Genomic DNA, 24155 nt, shown 5'->3' on the forward strand with positions numbered 1-24155 from the left:
CTTATTCCTCCAATAATTTAGTAAATGCATCTATCAATTCTCTCGTAACGAAAGGCTGTCCTTTCACCTGGTTGAACTGGCTGATGTTCAATCCGGGCACTTTCATGCGCAGGTAACCTGCGAATTGCCCCAGATTCTGTTCAGCTACCACGATTTTCTTATATTTGCGCAATACGTCAGCCGTGTTCTTTGGCAGCGGGTTGATGTACTGGAAGTGTGCGAAAGCCACTTTCTTTCCATGTTCGCGCATATAGTCCATAGCCAGACGGAGATGTCCGTAAGTACCGCCCCAACCAACAATCAGCAAGTCTGCGTCTTCATCGCCCAACACTTCGAGTTCGGGGATATAGTCTGCAATCTTGTCCACTTTGGCCTGACGAAGGTGAACCATCTTGTTGTGGTTTTCGGGTTCAGTGGAGATAGCACCTGTTTCGTTGCTCTTTTCAAGGCCACCGATACGATGCATGAAACCTTCTGTTCCCGGAGTAGCCCAATAGCGTACGCCTGTTTCTTCATTACGTTGGTAAGGAGTCCAGTTGCCTGCCATGTCCGGAGTTACATACGGAGGATTGATGGCTGGATATTCGTTCAGGTTAGGAAGTTTCCATGCGGCAGAACCGTTAGCTACGAAAGCATCGGTCAGTAATACAACCGGAGTCATGTGTTCCAGAGCAATCTTACATGCCATATAGGCGGCGTCGAAACAGTTGGTCGGTGATGTTGCGGCGATTACAGGCATCGGGCTTTCGCCGTTGCGTCCGTAAAGGGCCTGCAATAAGTCGGTCTGTTCCGACTTAGTGGGAAGACCGGTAGACGGGCCGCCACGCTGTACGTTGACAATCACTAATGGAAGCTCGCCGATAACAGCAAGGTTCATCGCCTCACTCTTCAGGCAAACACCGGGGCCGGAAGTCGTAGTCACTGCCAAAGCACCTGCAAATGCAGCACCGACAGCGGAAGCACAACCTGCGATTTCGTCTTCGCATTGTACGGTTTTTACGCCCAGTGATTTATGCTTGGCTAATTCGTGCAGAATATCGGTAGCCGGGGTGATAGGGTAAGAGCCCAGATAGAGTTCCAATCCTGCTTTTTCGGCGGCGGCAATCAATCCGTAGGCAGTTGCCTTGTTACCATTAATATCTGTATAAAGTCCCTTTGATTTCGGGGCTTTGCTTTCAATCTTATAAGTGGAGACAGAAGCGTGAGTGTTTGCTCCGTAGTTGAAACCGTCGTTCAATACCTTGATGTTAGCTTCTGCAATTTCGGGCTTTTTGGCGAATTTCTCGCGAAGCATTTTCTCTGCCGCTGCCAGGTTACGGTTGAACAACCAGCAAACCAGTCCGAGGGCAAACATATTCTTGCAACGAAGAATGGATTTGTTGTCCAGTCCCGAGTCTTTCAGGCTCTCTTTACACATGGAAGAGATAGGTACTTCGAGTACTTCCTGCTTAACGCCCAGTTCTTCAAAAGGATTGTCAGTCTTGAATTGTGCCTTTTCCAAATCTCTGGCTTCGAATGAGTCGGAGTCGGTGATGATAAGTCCCTGCGGTTTACAGAATTTGATTTGTGTTTTCAGTGCGGAAGGGTTCATTGCTACCAATACGTGGCAACGGTCTCCGGGAGTGTAAACCTGTCCGGCACCGATGTGTACCTGGAAACCGGAAACACCGGTCAGCGAACCTTGCGGGGCGCGGATGTCTGCCGGGTAGTCGGGGAATGTACAGATGTCATTTCCTACCGTAGCCGACACGTTCGAGAAGATGTTGCCGGCCAGCTGCATGCCATCGCCGGAGTCGCCGGAGAAACGTACTACGACTTCCTCCAATTCTTTAACCATCATTTCGTCTGCCATAACTTTAATTACTATATTTAATTTAAAAACTGTTTTTACTTTCAATTTGTGAGCGCAAAGGTCGGAAAGTTAATCGAATTATCAAAATAAAACGTACTTTATTGTCCTATTGACGCAAAATATTAAGCTTATATGAAAGGAACCTGCATTTTTATTCTTGTTAAATCGACAGAAACCGTTATCTTTGCAAACGAATTTACAGCGGTCCTGTAGTTCAACGGATAGAATAGAAGTTTCCTAAACTTTAGATAGGGGTTCGATTCCCCTCGGGACTACTACAAAGAAGAATCTATGGGAAGTTGTGTTGTCGGCTTTCATACTGTATCAAGTTTTAAGTTTTACAATGGCTTCTTTCAAGATTAACGTCTTATAGCTTCTATTTGTTTTAATAATCAATAGAAAAAGCCTCTTCCGGATTTCGGAAGAGGCTTTTTCTATTTCAGGAATTGTTATTCTTCCGTAGCGGCTGCAGCTACTACTTTTTTGTTCTTCATCATGTTGTATGCAATCGGAGACGCAATGAACAGTGAAGACAATGTACCGATAACCACACCGAGAATCATCGCGAATGCGAAGCTGCGGATAGAGTCACCACCGAGGATGAAGATACACAGCAACACGATCAATGTACTCAATGATGTATTGATGGTACGGGCCAGTGTCGTGTTCAGAGAGTCGTTGAACAACACGCGCTTGTCACGTTTCGGGTACAGGCCGAAGAACTCACGCACACGGTCGAAGATTACCACCTTGTCATTAATAGAGTAACCGATAGCTGTCAGGATAGCACCGATAAATGTCTGGTCAATTTCCAGAGAGAACGGCAAGATACCCCAGAACAGTGAGTAAGCACCGATAATCATAATGGTGTCACAACTCAAAGCTACGATAGAACCGATACTGTAAGCAATGTTACGGAAACGGAGCAGGATATACAAGCCGATAGCGAGCAATGCCAGTACTACGGAGTAGATAGCGCCTGTCTTGATATCGTCTGCAATACTCGGGCCCACTTTCTGTGAACTTACGATACTACCACCTGTGTGGTTGTCGCGGTCAATGAAAGTTTCTAATGTAATGTTCTGAGTCAGTACCGGTTTCAATGTTTCGTACAGATATGCTTCGATTTCCGAGTCCACATTGTTACCTGCATCTTCGATGCGGTAGTTTGTGCTGATACGTACTGTTTTCTTGTCTGTACCGATAGCGATTACACTGACGTTAGCATCACCGAACTTGCTGGAAATCAGTTCGCGTACTTGTTCCGGTTCAACCGGGTTTTCGAACTGTACTTTGAAGTTACGTCCACCGGTGAAGTCGATACTCTGGCTCAAACCACGGATAGCAAACGAACCGATGCAAACGATGATAATTGCGCTAACGATAATCATGGATTTCTTGTTGGTTCCCATGAAGTCGAAATGCGTATTGGCCATCAGGTTCTTTGAAATCTTGGTCGTAAATGTCAGGTTCAACCACTTGTCTTTGTTCATGAAGTGTTCGTAAACCAGACGAGTCATGAATACGGCAGTAAAGAAGGATACGAGGATACCGATAATCAATGTCGTGGCAAAACCGCGAATCGGACCAGTACCGAAGTTGAACAGGATGATACCTGTGATGATAGATGTCAAGTTAGAGTCGAAGATAGCCGAGAATGCGTTGGAATAACCGTCAGCAAGTGCTTTCTTCACGCCTTTGCCTGCACGAAGCTCTTCTTTGGTACGTTCATAGATAAGTACGTTCGCATCCACTGCCATACCCAGTGACAACACCATACCGGCAATACCGGACATTGTCAGTGCGGCCTGGAAGGATGAAAGGATACCCAGTGTGAAGAAGAAGTTGAGAATCAGTGCGCAGTTGGCAACCATACCCGGGATGAAACCGTACATGGAGCACATGTAAACCATCAACAGAATCAGAGCCACAACGAATGAGAAGACACCCGCGTTGATAGATTCCTGACCCAATGACGGACCAACGATATCTTCCTGTACGATGTGTGCCGGAGCCGGCATCTTACCTGATTTCAATACGTTTGCCAAGTCCTTTGCCTGTTCCGGTGTGAAATGGCCTGTAATCTGTGAACGTCCGCCTGTGATTTCAGAATTTACGTTCGGTGCAGAATATACATAGTTGTCAAGAACGATAGCGATGGAACGGCCGATGTTCTGCTTGGTCAACTGAGCCCAGCGGCGTGCACCGTCAGAGTTCATTGCCATGCTTACAGCCGGTTTGCTGTATTGGTCGAATTCGTCTTTAGCATCTGTTACTACGTCGCCTTCCAACGGAGCTTTGCCGTTACGTTCGGTAGATTTGATAGCGTACAATTCGAAAGTCTGTCCTTTCTTGTCAAATTCAGAAGGAGAAACACCCCACTTCAAGCGAAGGTCTTTCGGAAGTTCTGCTTTGACTTCCGGCATAGCTAGGTACTTGTTGATCTCGGCAGTGTCTTTGTAGTTGGCATAACCGATAACAGGACCCTGTCCGCTGGAATTCAACTGAAGCATTGCCAACAGAGGATATTGCTTTTTGATTTCTTCCATGTTGACGGCTGCTTTGTCTTCAGCGGCTGCGTCACCTTTCAGGGCGGCTGCAAGGCTGTCGGCAGCGCTTACGGCTTTTTTCTCAACCGGAGTAGCTTCGGTGAGGACTGCGGCTTCGATTGTGTCTCCGTCAACAGTTGTCTCTTCAGCCAATATCGTACGCAATTTTGCGTCTGCAGATTGTATGGCAGGAAGAATTTCCTTAGCTGTATAAGTTTCCCAGAATTCGAGGTTGGCAGAACCTTGGAGAAGTTTTCTCACACGTTCCGGCTCTTTGATACCCGGAAGTTCCACCATGATACGTCCCATTTTGTCTTCCAGGCTTTGGATGTTCGGCTGAACAACACCAAAACGGTCGATACGGGTACGCAGTACGTTGTATGAGTTTTCAACTGCGGCTTTTACTTCTGCTCTCAGCACTTTTTCAACTTCAGCATCTGTTGATTTCTGGTTTACTTTGTCTTTCAACTGTTGTGTTGCGAAGAGTTCGGAAAGTTTTGCGTCCGGAGCAATTTTGTGGTATTCTCTGACAAACAGGGTGATGATGTCATCCTGGCTGTTGACAGCTTGCTTTGCAGCTTCCGCCAGTGCCTTGTTGAAAGCTTCATCCGGCTTGTTGTCTGCCAATGCTTTGATAACATCAGGTACGGAAACTTCAAGGATAACGTTCATACCACCTTTCAGGTCCAAACCTAAACTAATCTCCATTTCACGACAATCTTTCAGCGTCCAGTTACCCAGCCATACTTTCTCGTTGGAGAGAGAGTCGAGGTAGTCTTGTTCCACTTTCGGGTCGCCGTTCGCAATTTCTTTCGCCTTGTTGGTATAATGGCGTGTTACGAAGGAGAAGGAGAGGTAGAACACGCATACCAGCGTGAGTAATACCGCAAAAACCTTTACAAATCCTTTGTTTTGCATTTTACTTTTAATTTATGATGATTACTTTTTTAATTTAATTTTCAGTTAAATTCTGTCGTACACAAGTGCTTTTTGCCGCATACAAGGCTGCAAATATAGTTTTTTTTTCACATTTATATGTAAGAAGCCCTCAAATATTTGATGTTTAAGGGCTTTTTTGCAGAATTATTTCATTCCCCTGTTTTTCAGTAGCGGTTCCAGGCTCGGCTCTGCCCCGCGGAAATTCTTGTAAAGCACCATCGGATCTTCACTGTCCCCCTTCTCCAATACGTTGTAGCGAAACAGGTCGGCAGTGTTCTTATCAAAGATTCCATGTTCTTTGAAGGCTTCAAAGGCATCATTGTCCAGTACGTTTGCCCATAGGTAACTATAGTATCCGGCAGCGTATCCGCCAATGATATGATTGAAGTAAGTGACACGGTAACGGGGAGCAATTTCGGGGATAAGATTGAGCTTGTCCATAGCCTCTTTTTCGAAAGAAAGCATGTCCATATTCTTTACATCTGTCACTGTGTGCAAGTCCATGTCGAGGATGGCGGCAGCCAGTAGTTCCGTGGTCATGAATCCCTGGTTGAAGGTCTTTTGTTCCAGTATTTTTTCGATGATTTCATCGGGGATTACTTCTCCTGTCTGGTAATGTTTGGCATACATTTTCAGTACTTCCGGTTCGGTAGCCCAGTGCTCGTTGATTTGAGAAGGAAGCTCTACAAAATCACGTACGACGTTGGTGCCGGATGTTCCTTTGTATTCGCATTTTGTCAGTAAGCCGTGCAGGGCATGGCCGAATTCGTGGAACAGTGTTTCCACTTCGTCCATCGTCAGCAGGGAAGGAGTGTCGCCTACCGGTTTGGTGAAGCTGCAAACATTGCATATCAACGGACGAGTAGCTCCCTGTTGTTCACGGTAGTTGCTCATCCATGCGCCGCCGCTTTTTCCGGCACGCGGGAAATAGTCTACATAGAAGATTCCGAGCTGGGAACCGTCAGCGTCTTTCACTTCAAAGACTTCTACGTCAGGATGGTAGGTCGGGATTCCTTCGAGTTTGCTCAAAGTGATACCATAAAGTTTGTTGGCCACGGCAAATGCGCCTTCACGTACATTTTCCAGTTTGAAGTAGGGCTTTGTATCTTCTTCGGACAGGTTGTATTTCTCTTTGCGTAGTTTTTCGGTATAGTACCACCAGTCCCATGCTTCCAGCTTTTCGCCTTTGCCTTCTTTATCCATCAGTTTCTGAAGTTCTGCGGCTTCTGCTTTTGCTTTCGGCAGTGCATAGCTCCAGAGGTTGTTCAGGAGTTCCATTACGTTCGTGGCGTTCTTCGCCATTGTTTCGTCCAGAACGAAGTTGGCGTAGCAGTCGAAGCCTAATAGATTCGCCTTTTCAAGGCGGAGAGAGACGATTTTGCGGATATTTTCTTTATTGTCGTTTTCATTATTGTTGTTTCCCCGATTGATGTAGGCTTTGTACATTTGTTCGCGGAGCGGGCGGTTTTCGGAATATTGCAGGAAAGGCAGACGACTGGCATTGTGCAGGGTAAACAACCATTTGCCTGCTTGTCCGGCCGCTTTTGCTTCTTCGGCTGCGCTTTGGCGGAACCATTCGGGCAGTCCGGCCAAATCTTCCTCCTTATCAACGAAAAGTTGGAAAGCGTTATTCTCATTCAACACATTGTTGCTGAAAGTGATGCCGAGTGTAGAAAGCTCTTTGTTGATTTCGCGGAGACGGGCTTGCTCTTCTGCGCTGAGGTTGGCTCCCGAACGGACAAATCTTTTGTAGGTTTTGTCTAACAGGCGGCTTTGCTCTGTTGTCAGGTTCAGTGAGTCTTTTTGCAGGTAAACATCGTTCACGCGTTTGAAGAGTTTCTCATTCAGGGAGATATTATCTTCGTGTTCCGAAAGAACGGGTGCCATCTTCATCGAAAGTTCAGTCAGGGCGTCGGTTGTTTCCGCGTCTGTCATATTGAAGAAAATGGCACTTACACGATCCAGGACAGGTGCGCTGTTGTCTAAAGCTACAATCGTATTCTCGAATGTCGCAACTTCCGGGCTTTCGACGATAGCTTCTATATTTTGGTTTTGCTCTTCGATACCTTTCAGGAAGGCGGGTTCGTAGTGTTCCAGTTTAATCTTGTCGAAAGAGGGGACACCATACTCAGTTTGAAACTCTGTAAAGAAAGGATTGCTTTCTGTTTTCGTAGCACAGGAGTACATCATACAACTTACTGCTAAAAGGGTTAGTGTTTTTTTAATCATCATAAGTGTTTTATATTAGAGTTTACAGTTCTTATCGCTTGCTGATATAGCACCAGATAGGATAGTGGTCGGAAGCCTTGATAGACCGGTCTACAGTGCAGTTGTAGGCTTTCAGGTCGGGGCTTATCAGGATATTGTCGATTCGGAAATAGAACTTGTTCTGATTATAAGAAATCCCCAGCCCTTTGCCGGAGTGGGTGAACGCGTCGTCCAACTTCTGGGTAAGGATACGGTGCGTGTACGAGATAGAACCGTCGTTGAAGTCACCGCACGCTATAATGGTCGGGTATTTGCTTTCTGCTATATATCTGGCTACGGAGTCGGCCTGTGACGCACGGATAGCCGATGCTTCCGCCAGTTTTTTTACCAATTGGCGGAGTCCGGTTTTCACTTTACTGGCATTCGGGTCTTTTATCATGTCTTCGTAGATTCCCCTGTCTTCCTTGGTAAGCTTGTTGGATTCCAAGTGGTTATTGATCAATGTAATCGTATCGTTGTTTACCTTTAGTACATATTTCATAGACCCGTTATAACTGCTCTTGTATTTGATGGGCTGCGACGAAAGTATGGGAAATTTTGAGAAACAGGCAAGCTGCACTTCTCCTATGCCTTGTTGATGGATGGACTGGTAGGGGTATGCCTTCAATGCTTTCTTCACGTCCTGTTCCGTCAGAAACTTCTTGTTGGTAGTTGTATTATATTCTTGCAGACAAATAATATCGGCTTTACTGTCCGCCAGGTAGGACAGGACAGGGTTCTTCCCGTTTTTCTTTTCCAGATTGCTAAAGCTCATCACGTTGTAAGACAGCAGCTTGATACTCCCTTCGGGTATCGTTTTAGTGGTGGAATTAAAAGGAATATAAGTCCGTATTTGCGGAATACAAACCAGAAAACCGATAATTGGTAATAAAGCATAGCGGTAATTGATAAATGCCCAAAAGACCAAAAATAAGAGGTTGATAGTCAGAAATATCGGGAATGCAAGTCCCAGGCTCGAAGCCAGTGGGTTTACTTTGGGATTTAGATAAGGACTATAGGCGCTTAGTATCAACGTTCCCACAAGGAAAGCGTTGATAGCCAGTATCAGATATGCGACAATTTTGCCAATATGCTCCATTCTTTTATCTTTTGCTTGCGTCGAACAAGCTTTTCTTTTCTTCTGTAGTGAGACTGTCGTAACCGGATTTTTTCAGTTTCTCCAGGATACGGTCTACTTCTTCCGACTGTGCTTTCTTGCGGGCGTTATAATCGTAATCCTTCTCATGACCGGTAGCGCTACCACCGTAATGTACTTTCATTTTAGGTTTACGTTTCCATGTTTTCTTTTGGAACAGAGACATGAAACCATCCAGGAACCAGTTAATCCAGGAAGTCAAATCGATTCCTTTACTTAGGCTGGCGGCAAACCAAAGTCCGGCAAGGGCACCGCCTAAATGGGCGATATGTCCTCCCGCATTGCTTGAAGTGATGGATATTACATCAATGCCGATAACAACCAATGCCAGGTATTTGAGACGGATAGCACCGAACAGGAAAAGTTGTACCCGGTAATTAGGTTCCCGATAAGCTGTGGCTGCAACGATAGCCAGCACGGATGCCGATGCCCCGACCAATGTGGAACCTGCTATCTGCGAACTGAATAGAGGAAATACATTGTAAGCAACCATATATAGTAAGCCGCCGCAGATACCTCCCAGTACATACAGACCTCTTAAATGCTTTGCAGAGAAGAAGTGTAGGAACAGGCTGCCGAACCAATACAGCCAGAGCATATTAAATAAAATATGCAGGATGCCCGCATGCATGAACATATAAGTGAGCAGCGACCACGGTCGATGAATAAAACCAATAAAGGATGCCGGCAGGGCAAAAATACCGAATATATCGGGAATACTGAATCCGAATAGTTGCAGGAAAACATTAATCAACGTACCGATAATAAAAATACCGACGTTGATATAAATCAGTTGGATAAAAATATTTCCTCTTCTGAATGTTTCTTTTAAATCAGCTATAATATGTCCCATTGTTATTGCTTTTTTTTCTCCAATATAAAATCAGAATCAGTCCGAACAACATTCCCCCCAAGTGGGCGAAGTGAGCGACATTATCTCCGGGATTATTGGCAAATCCTGACCATAACTCAATTGCTGCATATCCTATAACGAAAAACTTCGCTTTGATAGGGAAAGGTAACGGGAAAATGAACAGCTTGTTGTTGGGGTATAGCATACCGAATGCCAGCAATATAGCGTAAACGGCTCCCGAAGCACCTACGGTGGTCATCATATTCAGATACTGCTCCATAGGGATAATGGCTGAACCTATATTCACTTCTGCATAATGGCTGAGTTCCGTAACATACTGAATATATTGCACACCTTCCTGAATAAGTCCTGCACCGATACCGCAAATGATATAGTAAAACAGGAAACGTTTCGGTCCCCAAGTTTGTTCGAGAATCGGGCCGAACATGAAAACGGCGAACATATTGAAGAAAATATGGCTGAATCCGCCGTGCATGAACATATAAGTGATGAGCTGTGCCGGGTTGAAGTCACTTGCGAGGAAAAAATGTAATCCCAGATAATTAGTCAAATCTAAACCATATCGTTGAGCAACGAGTGTACCGAAAAATACCAGTACATTGATAATTATCAGGTTTTTAGTTACAGTTGGCATCATTTTAATTTCTGAATATTTAGATAATAGACGCAAAAGTACGAATAATTTCTGTTTTAAAGCATGATTTTTGCTCCCTATTAGCTCTTTTTCAACAATTTGCTGCGTTTTTTTTATGTTTTTATTTGATATGTTGTTTTGTTCGGCTATATTTGTGAAATCAATCCATTGAAAGATAATCTTTTGTGTAACATATATATTAATTAATCATTTTACGTATTATGAATAAGTCTGAACTTATTAGCGCAATGGCTGCTGAGTCTCAAATGAGCAAAGCCGATGCAAAAAAAGCACTTGATGCTTTTATCACTTCAGTTACTAATGCTATGAAAGCCGGTGAAAAAGTATCCCTCGTTGGTTTTGGTACTTTCTCTGTAAGCGAAAGAGCTGAAAGAACTGGTATTAACCCTTCTACAAAGGCAACTATTACTATTCCTGCTAAGAAAGTAGCTAAGTTTAAAGCTGGTGCTGAATTGTCTGCAGCTGTTGAATAAGATATATAGTTGAAAGAAATTAGAAAAGCGGGGTTCTTTATATAAGAACCCCGCTTTTTTTATTGTCCGGTTCAGAAAGATAGAATCGGACAATAAATGTGTCGTGTTATCTTAATTGCCATCGGGCTTTTCCATTTCGCAGAACGGGGCCGGACACCAGTGGAAGCTTTCTATTTTATCCGGTTTGGCCGGATCATAAGGAATATCTGTTTTCAGGTATTTCGCCAATTCCGGTGTTGCCTTTTTTATTCCTTCTATCACACATTTAGCTATTTGATAAGCACCGTAAGGATTGAAGTGGGTATTGTCAGCCAATTCTTTCGTCTGTCCGGGGAAGCTTCCCATTGGATAATGTACAAAGGCTTTTTTAGATTCTTCCTCGCCCAGTGCTTCATACAGTGTACCGGTCATATTATTCAATTCAATCAAGGGAACATTTTCTTTTGCTGCAATCCAGCGTACTGCATCCGGATATTCATCGTGCGTATTGACAGTGCGGCCTTCTTTATCAAACTTGCGGCGACGTGTCGGGGTAAGCAATATCGGTTGTCCGCCTTTTGCACGCACCTCGTCGATAAATGTTTTCAGATTAGTCATAAAAGAGTAATAAGCTCCTTTGCCGGGACCTTTTTGTTTTTGGTCGTTATGTCCGAATTCTACCATTAGGTAATCACCCTTCTTCATTTCAGAAAGCACTTTCTTAAGTCGTTTTGCCGCAATGAATGTATTGGCACTTTCACCACTTTCGGCATGATTGGCAATGGCTATTCCGGAGTTGAAAAAGCGAGGAATCATTTGCCCCCAACTGGCCCAAGGTTCATTCTCCTGATCTACTACCGTGCTGTTTCCGCATAAGAAAATGGTAGGGATAGAAGAATCGGCAGCTTCTACGCGAATACTTTCGCATACGGGCGCGTCTCCGTTAATCTCGATTGTCAGCCTGTCATCCCAATCTAATTTATTTATTTCGCGGTCTTTTATCTTTACGAATTCTGTGGCGGAGATGCGGGGACTACGTTTGTTGACGATAAATGCTTCTTCTATAAACTCTCCTTTTTTAGTAGGCAGATTCTCAACGAACAAGCGGCGGGATTCTGCCCGTACGGTGGTATTTCCTGCCCGCTTTTTACTTCCCAAACGTACCGTGACACGATAATTTCCATCCGGAACACGTACAGAGAAATAGAAAGGCGCCTTACTGTCTTTTGGGGTAGTGTCTATGCGGTCGAATCCATATCCGTTCTTTTCCGAGTAGCATGGAGAGTCGGCTAATTTAAAAGTTTGTGGTAAGTTTTGTGCTTTTGTACTCACTGCTGCCAGCACTAAAAGGCTTAATAAAGTTATTTTCATTTCAGGATAAAATTAGAATATGTAATAAGTAATATTTATCTCTCTTATTTCCGTTGCTAAAATAGTGCGTTTTTTATTCATATATAATGGACATACGTATGAAAGTATGGAATAATTGTGCTATTTGCTATTTTAGCAGGCGTTTTAAGATGCAATTTGGCGTCTCACCTTCTATATATCAGCGTGGTGCGAAGAATAATTCTTCTTCAGAAGAGTAACCTTTATAAATTATCCTGTATCTTTGTGCACAGAAAATAATTGTAAATATGAAGATAGAAGATAAACTTGTAGCGTCCGTCCTTAGCGGACTCAAAGCACTTTACGGTCAGGAAGTCCCTGAAAAGATGGTGCAGTTGCAAAAAACGAAGAAAGAATTTGAAGGACATTTGACACTGGTGGTATTCCCTTTCCTGAAGATGTCAAAAAAGGGGCCGGAGCAAACGGCACAGGAAATCGGTGAATATCTGAAGGCAAACGAGCCGGCTGTCGCCGCTTTTAATGTGATAAAAGGTTTCCTGAACCTGACTATTGCATCAGCTACATGGATTGAGTTGCTGAATGAGATTCAGGCAGATGAACAATACGGCTTGGTACAGGCTACTGAAACTTCTCCGTTGGTGATGATTGAGTATTCTTCTCCGAATACAAACAAACCGCTTCACTTGGGACACGTGCGTAATAACCTTCTAGGTAACGCGTTGGCAAATATCGTGGCTGCGAACGGCAATAAAGTGGTAAAAACCAATATTGTAAACGACCGTGGTATCCATATATGTAAATCCATGCTGGCATGGAAGAAATACGGAAACGGTGAAACTCCCGAAACTTCCGGTAAGAAAGGCGACCACCTGGTAGGTGATTATTATGTCTCTTTCGATAAGCATTATAAGGCGGAAGTAAAGGAGCTGATGTCTCAATTTACAGCGCAGGGAATGAGTGACGATGAAGCGAAGGCAAAGGCCGAAGCCGAATCTCCGTTGATGCAGGAAGCCCGTGAAATGCTCGTGAAGTGGGAAGCCGGTGATCCGGAAGTACGCGGATTGTGGGAAATGATGAACAACTGGGTATATGCCGGATTCGACGAAACCTACAAGAAGATGGGTGTCAGCTTCGACAAGATATATTATGAATCCAATACCTACCTCGAAGGAAAAGAAAAGGTAATGGAAGGACTTGAAAAAGGTTTCTTCTACAAGAAAGAAGACGGTTCCGTATGGGCCGACCTGACTGCCGAAGGACTGGATCATAAGCTGCTTCTCCGTGGTGACGGTACATCTGTTTACATGACGCAGGACATCGGTACGGCTAAACTTCGTTTTGCCGATTATCCCATTGACAAGATGATTTATGTAGTAGGTAATGAACAGAACTATCACTTCCAGGTGCTTTCCATTCTACTTGACAAGCTCGGTTTCGAGTGGGGTAAGGGACTGGTGCATTTCTCTTACGGAATGGTGGAACTGCCAGAAGGTAAGATGAAATCCCGTGAGGGTACGGTAGTAGACGCCGACGACCTGATGGAAGAGATGATTTCCACTGCCAAAGAAACGTCGCAGGAACTTGGCAAACTGGACGGTTTGACACAGGAAGAAGCGGATGATATTGCCCGTATCGTCGGTTTGGGTGCATTGAAGTATTTTATCCTGAAAGTCGATGCCCGTAAGAATATGACGTTCAATCCGAAAGAATCTATCGACTTCAACGGTAATACAGGCCCGTTCATTCAATATACCTATGCACGTATCCAGTCTGTGCTTCGGAAAGCTGCCGAATCAGGTATTGTGATACCTGAGCAGATTCCTGCCGGTATTGAACTGAGTGAAAAAGAAGAAGGACTGATTCAGATGGTTGCCGACTTTGCCGCTGTTGTAAAACAGGCAGGTGAAGATTACAGCCCGTCTATCATTGCCAACTATACCTATGACTTGGTGAAAGAATACAACCAGTTCTACCATGACTATAGCATTCTGCGTGAAGAGAACGAAGCGGTGAAAATCTTCCGTATCGCTCTGTCCGCCAATGTAGCGAAAGTCGTTCGTCTGGGAATGGGCTTGCTGGGTATCGAAGTACCTTCCAGAATGTAAGAGCTATTTTTATAATATGCGGGGCTCCTTTCATAATGAGAGGAGCCCCGTATGTTTTTATTCCGTCCTTTATTCTGAAAGAAGAACGGGTTTATAGTTTCAGATTGTTATTTCTTGGGATACTTGTACCAATTTGTCGATTGTTTTCCGTTAGATTTAACCCATGTTGCAAATTGCGGATAAGACTCGTCTATTCTCACCCCTTCTTCGGGAATCGGGAAATCGGCAACCGGCATGTTGAGAGCGAAAGGCATTAAATCGACTGAAACATAATACAATTCTTCATCCGGACGTGAAACGTCTTTGCCAGTACCCAGCAAGGAAAGGTTCGCTTTATCCGTAGGAGGATACTTCACCAGATGCACTTCTCTTCCTCTGGTCTTGTCAGACTCTACAAAGATAAACGGATTGTAGGGTGGCAGGACACTCTTCTCTGATACATCATTTACCTGAATGGTAACGGTGTATTTACGGTCTGCCTCTTCTTTTCCGTTGAATATCAGCATATCGTCAAAGAGCAAGATGGTAGGGTGAGATTGTCCTGATTCTGTTTTCCCACTCATATATCGGGACTTTTGTGCATACGAAGGGCCTTCTATTACCACTTCACCGATGTCGCTATTTGATATGTTATGCAGTTGATAACCGAATCCGTTCGCTAAATATCCACCACGATGAAAAGGGATATATTCATCAACGATTTTATAAACACGGTTAGTCAGTATTGATTTATATACTTTGCTTGTATACCGTATCATTACATCATTCATGTCATAGTCTCCTTGCTCCGGCCATAAATCTTCAAATAATAATGTTCCGGAACGCACAGTATAATTATCCTCATCAGTAGGAGGAGCTTCAGGGTCAACAGGTAATGGAGGAATTACCCCTTCATCAATGGCATCCTTCTCTGCTATATGAATATAGAAAATAGCGTCACAATAATCGAGGTCTATATTATCTTCAAAACCTATGGCAACGATTTGATTGGATGGCTCTTCACGAAGTGATACGGTTCTTTGTCTTTTCTTACCGTCACTTCCTGCTTTATTTAAGTCAGTGGTAGAATAACGTGTTCCCATACCAGTTACAAGGTCACCTTGTGCATGCCCGTCCAATGGTTTGTTTCTGAATCCCATGCCTTGCAGACACCAGCCAATAGTAACACCTGCCGGAAACTTATCTTCAAATTGATTCTTGGTGTCGTTCCAGTATTTTAGTTTAACTTCGTCTCCGCAAACTAAAGCGCCTACACCGGTTGATTTATAAACGGGAGAAGCGTTAGGGAATGCCATTATCTTTTTGATATTATCTACGGTAGGCGTTTTTCCGGTAGGATATGTATAGTATCCGACTGTGTTATACCAGCCCGCTGTACTGTTAACGAATACCAAGCTGACTTCAGTTTCCTTTGTGATGGGAATATCTGAAATCATATTACCATCGAAGAATTCAGGATGAGTATTTGTAATGTTCTTACCATCTTTATTATTGAAAACGCTCTTTATATTATAAAGTACGCTGGCAGGCGGAATATTTTTCTCTGCCGACAGGTTGTTCGGTCGTCCGTTATCATCCCAGTCCACGCCGGGCAGAAGTGTCCAGTCGTCCAGATATTTATGCTCGTTAGTGGTGATTCCTCTGCTGAGTGCCGGAGATTTGGCTAACAGAGACTGGATATATGCATCCTGATTGAAAGAAATGCGCTTGTCCGCCCCGATTGCGATTTTTACAGGCGAGGCTGCACCCAAGTAGTCAGAAGACAACCATACTTCCGACACGGAGGATGGAATGGTAACCCCTTCTTCATTGAACTTACCATACTTATCAGTAGTAGCCCGATAAATAGGTTCTATACTCTTTTTCACAGAAGTGCCGGTTTCGTTGTTTACTTCAACAGGAATCTGGTCGTAAATCTCGAAAAGAACGGCATACTCATTCTTAAAACCATAGTCGACGTCTATTGTCAGACTCTGATTCATGTCGAAATCAAAATACTCGTCTTTTGAAGGCTTTTCCGGTTCTTCGAATAAATCACGCTGGTTGTCAACACAGCCACATATCAATGGGATACAAAAAATGCCCATTAATGTCTTTACAGATATTGTTTGTTTCATGTCTGAAAATAAAGAAATTAATGGGCAAATATATGGAGAAGTTTAGCTTTAACCAAACAACTCTTTATTTCTTTTTAGAAAATTTCCTTTTCGGTGTTGAAGCGGTTCCCTTTTCGTCCTGTATCTTGATTAGTTCCAAACAACTTTGCAAACTCAAATCCTGCGGAACGATATCCTTAGGAATCTTATAATTGGAACCTTTGTAGGTCATATAAGGCCCGTAGCGTCCATTCAGGATTTCCAGTTCCGGTTCTTCCTCAAACTTCTTGATGTGGCGTTCGGCTTCCTTCTGGCGTTTCTCCAAAATCAGTTGCTCTGCTTCTTCCAACGTGATTTCCATCGGGTCCATTGTTTTCGGAAGTGATACATACACCTTATTGTGTAGCACATAAGGGCCAAAGCGACCGACACCTACGCTGACAGTCTTTCCTTCATATTCGCCCAACGTGCGAGGCAGCTTGAACAGTTCCAAAGCTTCTTCCAACGTGATGGTTTCCATGGATTGTCCTTTTTTCATCTGTGCAAAACGTGGTTTCTCTTCATCTTCCGCCGTACCGATTTGTACCATGGGGCCGAAGCGTCCGATCTTGACCGAAATAGGCTTGCCGCTTTCCGGGTCTTTTCCCAGCATGCGCTCTCCTACCTTATGTTCTGTCTTTATAGCCAATGTGCTTTCTACAGACGGATGGAACTTATCATAGAAAGTTTTCATGATAGAAGTCCATTGTACACCGCCCTCGGCAATCTCGTCAAAGTCCTTTTCTACGCTTGCTGTAAAGTTGAAATCCAGAATGTCCGGGAAGTATTCAGTCAGGAAGTCATTGACTACCGTACCTATATCCGTCGGGAACAGTTTTGCTTTCTCCGTACCGGTAATTTCGGAATGATTTTCATCTTTAATCTGATTGTCTTTCAGTGTCATCACATTAAAGTTGCGTTCTTCTCCGTCCTTATTTCCCTTTTCCACATATTCGCGTTGCTGAATCGTTGAAATAGTAGGGGCGTACGTAGACGGACGTCCGATACCCAGCTCTTCCAGTTTGCGTACAAGGCTGGCTTCCGTATAACGTGCCGGACGTTGAGTGAAACGCTCGGTCGCGATGATAGGGCCGTGTTCCAGTTTCTGGCCTTTCTTCAAAGGAGGCAGCAAATTGCTTTCATCTTCCTGTTCGCTGTCATCATCGTGAGATTCACGGTAAACATGCAGGAATCCGTCAAATTTAATCACCTCACCGATAGCAGTGAACACGTCGCTGCTACCGCTTATTGTAATTGTCGCAGTTGTCTTTTCCAGTTCCGCGTCCGCCATTTGCGAAGCGATGGTACGTTTCCATATTAGGTCGTACAGTTTCTTCTCCTGTGCCGAACCCTCTACGGATTGATTTTCCATATAGGTAGGACGGATTGCCTCATGCGCTTCCTGTGCCCCTTTGGTTTTTGTTTCGAAGTGGCGGGGATGCACATAACGTTCGCCCATCATCTTGATGATGGCGTCTTTGCTACCTATCGTTGCAAATTCCGACAGGTTGACAGAGTCCGTACGCATATAAGTGATAAATCCCGATTCGTACAGGCGTTGCGCAATCATCATAGTCTGTGCTACGGTATATCCCAGTTTACGGGCGGCTTCCTGTTGCAACGTAGAAGTCGTGAAAGGTGCAGGAGGCGTTTTCTTCACCGGACGGGTGGTAATATCTTCGATAGCAAAATTAGCTCCCTGGCAAATTTCGAGGAAAGCCTTTGCTTCTTTTTTAGTTTTGATGCGGCGAGCCAGTTCAGCTTTCATTTCCACCAGTTTTCCGTCCGTGTCGGGCACGAGGAATATGGCAGTCACGCGATAAGCCGCTTCCGACTTGAAAGCGTGGATTTCGCGTTCGCGTTCTACAATCAGGCGGACGGCAACCGACTGTACGCGTCCTGCCGAAAGGGCCGGCTTCACTTTTCTCCAAAGTACGGGAGAAAGTTCGAAACCTACGATACGATCCAAGATACGTCGTGCCTGCTGTGCGTTCACGAGATTGATGTCAATATCGCGTGGCTGTTCGATAGCTTTCAGGATAGCGCTTTTCGTAATTTCATGGAATACGATTCGTTTTGTGTTTTCCGGTTTTAGTTTTAAGACCTCATACAGATGCCAGGCGATCGCCTCTCCCTCGCGGTCCTCATCGGATGCGAGCCATACGGTTTCCGCCTCTTTCGCTTCTGCTTTCAGTGTGCTGACCAAAGCCTTTTTGTCTGCCGGGATTTCGTAGTTGGGTTTAAAATTCTTCTCTACGTCGATGCTGAAGTCTTTCTTCTTCAGGTCGCGTATGTGTCCGTAACTTGAAAGGACTTTGAAATCTTTCCCAAGAAACTTTTCAATCGTTTTTGCTTTTGCCGGAGACTCGACAATGACAAGGTTTTTCTGCATAATTCTTTCTTTTATAATGGCTTGTACCACAATATTCGGGGACAAAAGTAGAAAAAAAGATTCTCCCTACCTTATATTATAAGGAGAATTTAATAAAATCTTAAGATTTACATATGTAAAAGCTAAGATTAACATTGGTAAATCTTAAGATTTGGTTTTGGGAAAAACAGGTTGTCCGTGTTTGCTTACTCCATGATGGATGAAGGGGCTTCTTTCGCTTTCTTGAGAAATTCCGTCGGCAACATGCCAAATTGTTTTTGGAAACACTTGGCAAAATAGGAAGAGGAACTGAACCCGACGAGGAATCCTATTTCAGTAACTCTGTATTCGCCCTCTACCATCATCCGGCAAGCTTTCTTCAATCGGGTGATTTTGATAAAGTCATTGGGAGTCATCCCGATAATCCCTTTGATTTTAGTGAATACCGAGGTACGGCTCATGCCAAGTTCCTGTGCCAGCGTGTTGACAGAGAATTCCGAATCTTCAATATTGTTCAATATGATATCTGTGCACTTATTCATAAACTCTTCATCCAGTTTGTTGTGAACCGCCGAGTGCAAGTCGGACAATGGAGTGGAAGCATATGTTTTCTGTTGCTTTTCCCTCTTCTTTAGAAGATTGCGCAATTGCGCTTTCAGATGGAAAGGGGAAAACGGTTTTTCTATGTAGGCGTCGGCACCGGACTCCAGTCCTTTTATCTTGCTTTCCGTGTCCGTCTTTGCGGTAAGGAGAATGACGGGGACATGGGAGATGTTGATGTCGGTTTTGATTTTTCCGCACAGTTCGAATCCGTCCATTTCTTCCATCATCACATCACTGATAATAAGGTCTATGTTATTCTTCCCTAGAATCTGCAAAGCCTCTTCACCGCTTGATGCGGAGATGACAAAATACTCTTCGGATAATATCTTGGAGAGGAAATCAAGAATTTCCGGATTGTCGTCAACTACCATCACGGCGTACTGCTTCTTTACCGGTTCATCCGGCAGTACGGTTTCCGGTTCTCCTTCTTCCGTATTGATTTCTGTGATAATCGTGTCTTCTACCCGTTTCATTGGTGGGGCGATACTGACGGCGGCTTGTTTGGGGAAGTGCACGGAAATGGCAGCTCCGCTTTTGCCGTCTTTTCTGTCATTAGCTTCAATATTACCATTCATCAGTTGGATGAGGGAGCGTGTCATATGCAGTCCGATGCCGATTCCCAGTTTATTCAGTTCGCTGTTGTTCTTAACCTGGTAAAATGCATCGAATATTTTAGTTTTTTCCTGGTCGGTGATGCCGATACCGTCATCTGTGACGGTAATTATTATTTCGGAATCATTTTCCGCCGCAGTGACGCTAATCGTACTTCTGGCATATTTCAGGGCGTTGCTTAACAGGTTGCTGATAATCTTGGTGAATGCTTCTTCATCTGTGACCATAGTCATACTTTCGGGGATTGATGAAATATCAATGCTTATTTTCTTTTGTCTTGTAGACAACTCGAAGATACAGGTGACCTTGGCTATTGTGTCTTTCACCCGGTAAGAGTCATAAGACAGTTTGTAAGCTCCCGAATCCACTTTCCGGAAGTCCAGCAGTTGGGTGACGAGTGCGTACAGACGTTTATAGTTCTGTTCGATGATACTCAGATATTCTCCGTAGACATTGTTGATGCTCGTGGTCTTCATCAGATATTCCAGCGGGCCGATGATAAGACTCAGCGGAGTTCGTATTTCGTGGGCAATGTTGGTGAAGAAATCAATCTTCGCGTTATATAGTTCCTTTTCCTTTTCATCATTCAACCTTTTCATGCGTGCTTTCTGCCGTTTTTCCGTGCGCTTGATGTAATACCATACGGTGAGTAACAGTATAATCAGCAGGATGATTGCATAAATAAAGTAAGCCAGTTGCGATTGGAAAAATGGCGGCAGCACTTTGATTTTTAGTTGAATCTCGTTGCTGCTCCATATTTTGTCACTGTTGGTTCCTTTGATTCTTAACACATATTCGCCGGCAGGAAGGTTGGCATAAGAAAGATGATTGTTGATTCCTTTAGTGAATTGCCAACCGCTGTCCAAGCCTTCCAGCATATATTGGTAGTTGTTTTCTTTAGGGGCGATATAGCTGAGAGCCGCAAAGTCGAATCCAATCATGGACTGGTTGTATTCCAGAATGATTTCATCCGTATATCCGATAGACCGTTGGATAGGTGAGTCGGGTATATTAGCCTGTACTTCCTTTCCGAAAATGGTCATGTTGGTGAGAACAACAGGCGGATTGTATGTGTTTTCACGCAAATCTTGGGGAAAGAAATAGCAGAAGCCATCCGTTGAACCCAGGAATAACTTCCCGTCAGAAGATTCAACTCCCGAACGAGGCGTAAACTGCTCATTATAAAGTCCGTTTGATTTAGAGTAAGTTTTCAGATATTCCGTGTCGGGATTATATACAGCAAGTCCTTTATTAGTGCTAATCCATAATAAATCTCCTTTGGGGATGATAGAAGTGATGATTTTGTTGGGCAGTTCCAAATGGTCATATCGGGTGAAGTTGTCCGAATCTTCATTATATCTGCATAATCCTTGTCCGTAAGTCCCTATCCACAGCCGCTTTCTGTTGTCGATAGCTAATGTGGTAATCACATTTTTAGTGATTGAATTCGGGTTGTCCGAACGTTGATAGGCGGTGGTTTCCCCGGTCTTGATGTTGTATGAGTAAAGACCGCTGATGCTTGTTCCTATCCATATTTTTCCGTGATAGTCTTCTATGATAGCAGATATTCTGCCTGCAAAAGACCCCATCCTGGTAAAATTCTTTTGTTTGGGATTGTAGAGGCAAATACCGTTGGAAGTACCTACGTAGATGCATCCGTTGCTGGCTTTATATAATATGAAAACCCGGGAGGAGGATATGGATGTTGAATCTTCCGGATTATGCAGGTAGCTTTCCACTTTTCCGGTTTTTAAATCAAATACTTCCAATCCCCGTCCGTAAGTGGCGGCATACAACTTGTCACCGTCTACCAGCAGGTCATGTATGCAATAATAAGTAGTACCTATACTTGCCGCATCCCGGAATGGGGTGACTTCCTGTGTTCTGGCGTTGAATCGGAAAATTCCGTTATCGTCAGTTCCTATCCAGTATTGGTCGTCTTTGCCTTCTTTTATTACATTCACTACCTTTCCTGCCTGTGTGGTAGCTGATAATGAGCAACTATAATATTTGAAGTTATTCTGAAAAGCCGAATAAAACTTGATGCCGTCGAAATAAGACCCCAACCACAGGCTTTCTTCCTTATCTATATAAATGGAATAGATAAACTTATTCGCTCCGGTTCTTATCTTAAGATTCGGATTGTCGGATTGTATGATTTCTCCTTTGTCTGCCTTGAAGATTCCTATGCCGTTATCGGACGAGATAAATAATTCTCCTGGCCGGTATTCTTTAATATCGTGAATGTGGTATAATAGGTTGTTCGGACTTTTATCCTGATAATTGGTAAATGTCCGTGTTGCGGGATTAAACAAGTCGAGTCCGTTCTGAAAAGTTCCTATCCACAGGTTGCCGTGTGAGTCCTCAAATATTTTTTGGATAGAGTTATCCGATAAACCGTTGGGCAGATTGCCCCTTTTATAAGTGACAAACGTGTTTTGGTGTTTGTCGAAGCAACATAACCCTTCCGAATACGTGCCTATCCATATATTCTGTTTGCTGTCTTGTTGCAATGTCATCAGAATATCCTGTGAGATGCAATTTGTTTCTCCGGGAATATTCCGATAGACCTGGAGACGGATTTCATCATTAGGAGAAAACCGGTATAGCCCTTTTCCGTTTGTCGCAATCCACACTTCTCCGTCATTGTCTTCTATCATGTCGACAACATAAGTCTGTATCGTCTCCCCCGTTTCTGTTTTCGCGTTGAAGGGTCTGAACGTATCCGTCTGGGAATCATAAATGACAATGCCGCTATCCAGCCCAATCCACATTTTACCCCTGCGGTCAATAAATATTTTCTTGACGCTGTTACTTGTCGTAGCGTTGATATATTCTGATAAATAGTAATTCTTGAATCTGATTCCGTCAAAACGGCTCAGTCCGTCGTCCGTACCGAACCACATGAAGCCGCATGAATCCTGAAGGATGCTATATACTCTGTTGGCAGCCAGTCCGTCGTCCATCGTGTATGAAGTGGAGAAAATACGCTGTGCATTCACAACGAATGTGTGCATACACAGGAGTTGTACGACTATCAGAAGGAGTAGTTTTTTCATGGGAGAATCGTTTAATCCGTATTGTTTTCATTTAGTATAGGACAATATTAGGAAGAATAAGTAGCATAAACAAATGATGCGCAATCTTTTTGAGTGCGGAACAAAACTTTTGAAAACGGACAAAAAAAACGTTCAAATTTTGGATAATTATAGGTAAATACGCTTGTGCTCTTTGGAATAATTTGTCGGATGAAATTAAATACCGGTTAGTATAGATTAGTATCTGCATATTCTACGTACATTTGTCTCGTTAGTATGTTAGTTTTCGTTTGACTTAACTTAAACGAAAGAATTACTCAAGTTGAACTATCGCTTGAGTTAACTCAAGCGAAAACTGATATGCGTTTTGGAAAATTAATCTATGTGAGAGAGGATATTAATCTCTCCTAATGAAAAACTAATAAATAATGAGCGTAAATTATGATCTTTATGAAACTCCCGACCTTGCTAAAAGTGGAGAAGAACAACCTTTGCATGCACGGGTCGTTTTAAAGGGCAGTTATACGGCCAAAGAATTTGTAGAACAAGTGACCATGCTTCAGCATATGCCTCATGCGCAAGTAGTGGGTGTTATAGAAGCTATATCAAAGGAACTAAGACATTTACTTTTAAAAGGATTTTCTGTGGAACTGGGAGATATCGGTTATTTCACTCTTTCGCTGAGTGTTGACAAGAAAGTGATGGATGCAAAAGATTTGCGTTCACCCTCCGTATCTCTGAAAGATATTAATTTCCGTGTCAACCGGCAGTTTAAGAAGGATATTGAGAGCGAACTCGAGTTGCAACGTTATCACTCGCCATTTCGTGTGAAGAATCCGTTGCCTGAGAAAAAGTGCCTGCAACGGTTGAAAAAGTTTTTAGAAGATCACCCCTGTATTAATCGGCATGACTATGAGATGCTTGTTGGAAAGACGAAGACGCAGGCACTGGAAGATATAAATGCTTTTATCGAACAAGGCGTATTGAAGAAATACGGTTCTGGACGTTCTGTGGTCTATATAAAGTAGGGAACAGGATAGTGACGGTATATATATGGAATAGCGTCACTATCTAGTTGTTATACCGTCACTATGCTGACAGGATACCGTCACTCTTTTTGGGGAGATTATATTGGTATCAAAGATCGTTTTCCCTTCTTTTTGTTTTTACGATATTATTGTTCTTTTGTACGGAATTCGCCAATAAAAAATATAATA

General features: G+C 43.6%; 13 protein-coding genes and 1 tRNA gene. 4 read left to right on the forward strand and 10 right to left on the reverse strand.

The genetic code is table 11. The annotated features are described in order from the left end of the window. Position 1: 1 nt before the first annotated feature. Positions 2-1852 (reverse strand): 2-oxoacid:acceptor oxidoreductase subunit alpha, encoded by a 1851-nt coding sequence (locus BQ7997_RS16315; protein WP_073347245.1) that lies wholly within the window; start codon positions 1850-1852, stop codon positions 2-4. A gap of 203 nt (positions 1853-2055) precedes the next feature. Between BQ7997_RS16315 and BQ7997_RS16320 the strand changes: the two genes are divergently transcribed. After that, a tRNA-Arg gene (locus BQ7997_RS16320) sits at positions 2056-2127 on the forward strand. A 174-nt stretch (positions 2128-2301) separates the two neighbouring features. Here BQ7997_RS16320 and secDF read toward each other — a convergent pair. The 5 genes from secDF to BQ7997_RS16345 all read right to left on the reverse strand — a co-directional run bounded on the left by secDF (position 2302) and on the right by BQ7997_RS16345 (position 10251). Then, entirely contained in the window at positions 2302-5319 is a 3018-nt protein-coding gene (gene secDF, locus BQ7997_RS16325; protein WP_073347246.1) for a protein translocase subunit SecDF, read from the reverse strand. 165 nt (positions 5320-5484) lie between these two features. Beyond that, positions 5485-7572, reverse strand: coding sequence for a M3 family metallopeptidase (locus BQ7997_RS16330; RefSeq protein WP_073347247.1), 2088 nt, complete (start codon positions 7570-7572; stop codon positions 5485-5487). 28 nt (positions 7573-7600) lie between these two features. After that, entirely contained in the window at positions 7601-8686 is a 1086-nt protein-coding gene (locus tag BQ7997_RS16335) for an endonuclease/exonuclease/phosphatase family protein (RefSeq protein WP_073347248.1), read from the reverse strand. A 4-nt stretch (positions 8687-8690) separates the two neighbouring features. Further along, a complete protein-coding gene (locus BQ7997_RS16340; protein ID WP_022136652.1) occupies positions 8691-9596 on the reverse strand; it encodes a rhomboid family protein in 906 nt (301 codons plus the stop codon). Continuing rightward, positions 9577-10251, reverse strand: coding sequence for a rhomboid family intramembrane serine protease (locus BQ7997_RS16345; protein ID WP_097677813.1), 675 nt, complete (start codon positions 10249-10251; stop codon positions 9577-9579). Before BQ7997_RS16345 ends, BQ7997_RS16340 begins: the two co-directional genes overlap by 20 nt. A gap of 221 nt (positions 10252-10472) precedes the next feature. Here BQ7997_RS16345 and BQ7997_RS16350 point away from each other — a divergent pair, with 221 nt between their 5' ends. Next, complete coding sequence (locus BQ7997_RS16350) at positions 10473-10745, forward strand: HU family DNA-binding protein (RefSeq protein WP_022136564.1); 273 nt, start codon at positions 10473-10475, stop codon at positions 10743-10745. A gap of 111 nt (positions 10746-10856) precedes the next feature. Here BQ7997_RS16350 and BQ7997_RS16355 read toward each other — a convergent pair whose 3' ends face one another. Beyond that, entirely contained in the window at positions 10857-12095 is a 1239-nt protein-coding gene (locus BQ7997_RS16355) for a rhamnogalacturonan acetylesterase (protein ID WP_073347249.1), read from the reverse strand. A 266-nt stretch (positions 12096-12361) separates the two neighbouring features. Between BQ7997_RS16355 and argS the strand changes: the two genes are divergently transcribed. Then, a complete protein-coding gene (argS, locus tag BQ7997_RS16360; RefSeq protein WP_073347250.1) occupies positions 12362-14179 on the forward strand; it encodes an arginine--tRNA ligase in 1818 nt (605 codons plus the stop codon). Positions 14180-14286: 107 nt separating this feature from the next. On the opposite strand, the gene BQ7997_RS16365 is transcribed toward argS, so the two are convergent. The 3 genes from BQ7997_RS16365 to BQ7997_RS16375 form a co-directional block, all read right to left on the reverse strand. Then, a complete protein-coding gene (locus BQ7997_RS16365; RefSeq protein ID WP_073347251.1) occupies positions 14287-16296 on the reverse strand; it encodes an LruC domain-containing protein in 2010 nt (669 codons plus the stop codon). Positions 16297-16360: 64 nt separating this feature from the next. Then, positions 16361-18706, reverse strand: coding sequence for a type I DNA topoisomerase (gene topA, locus BQ7997_RS16370; RefSeq protein ID WP_073347252.1), 2346 nt, complete (start codon positions 18704-18706; stop codon positions 16361-16363). 185 nt (positions 18707-18891) lie between these two features. Beyond that, entirely contained in the window at positions 18892-22959 is a 4068-nt protein-coding gene (locus BQ7997_RS16375) for a hybrid sensor histidine kinase/response regulator transcription factor (RefSeq protein ID WP_235817311.1), read from the reverse strand. A 407-nt stretch (positions 22960-23366) separates the two neighbouring features. Between BQ7997_RS16375 and BQ7997_RS16380 the strand changes: the two genes are divergently transcribed. After that, complete coding sequence (locus BQ7997_RS16380) at positions 23367-23966, forward strand: HU family DNA-binding protein (protein ID WP_073347254.1); 600 nt, start codon at positions 23367-23369, stop codon at positions 23964-23966. Positions 23967-24155 lie beyond the last annotated feature (189 nt).

Origin of the sequence: Bacteroides congonensis, from assembly GCF_900130125.1 — a bacterium.
GTDB classification, from domain to species: Bacteria; Bacteroidota; Bacteroidia; order Bacteroidales; family Bacteroidaceae; genus Bacteroides; species Bacteroides congonensis.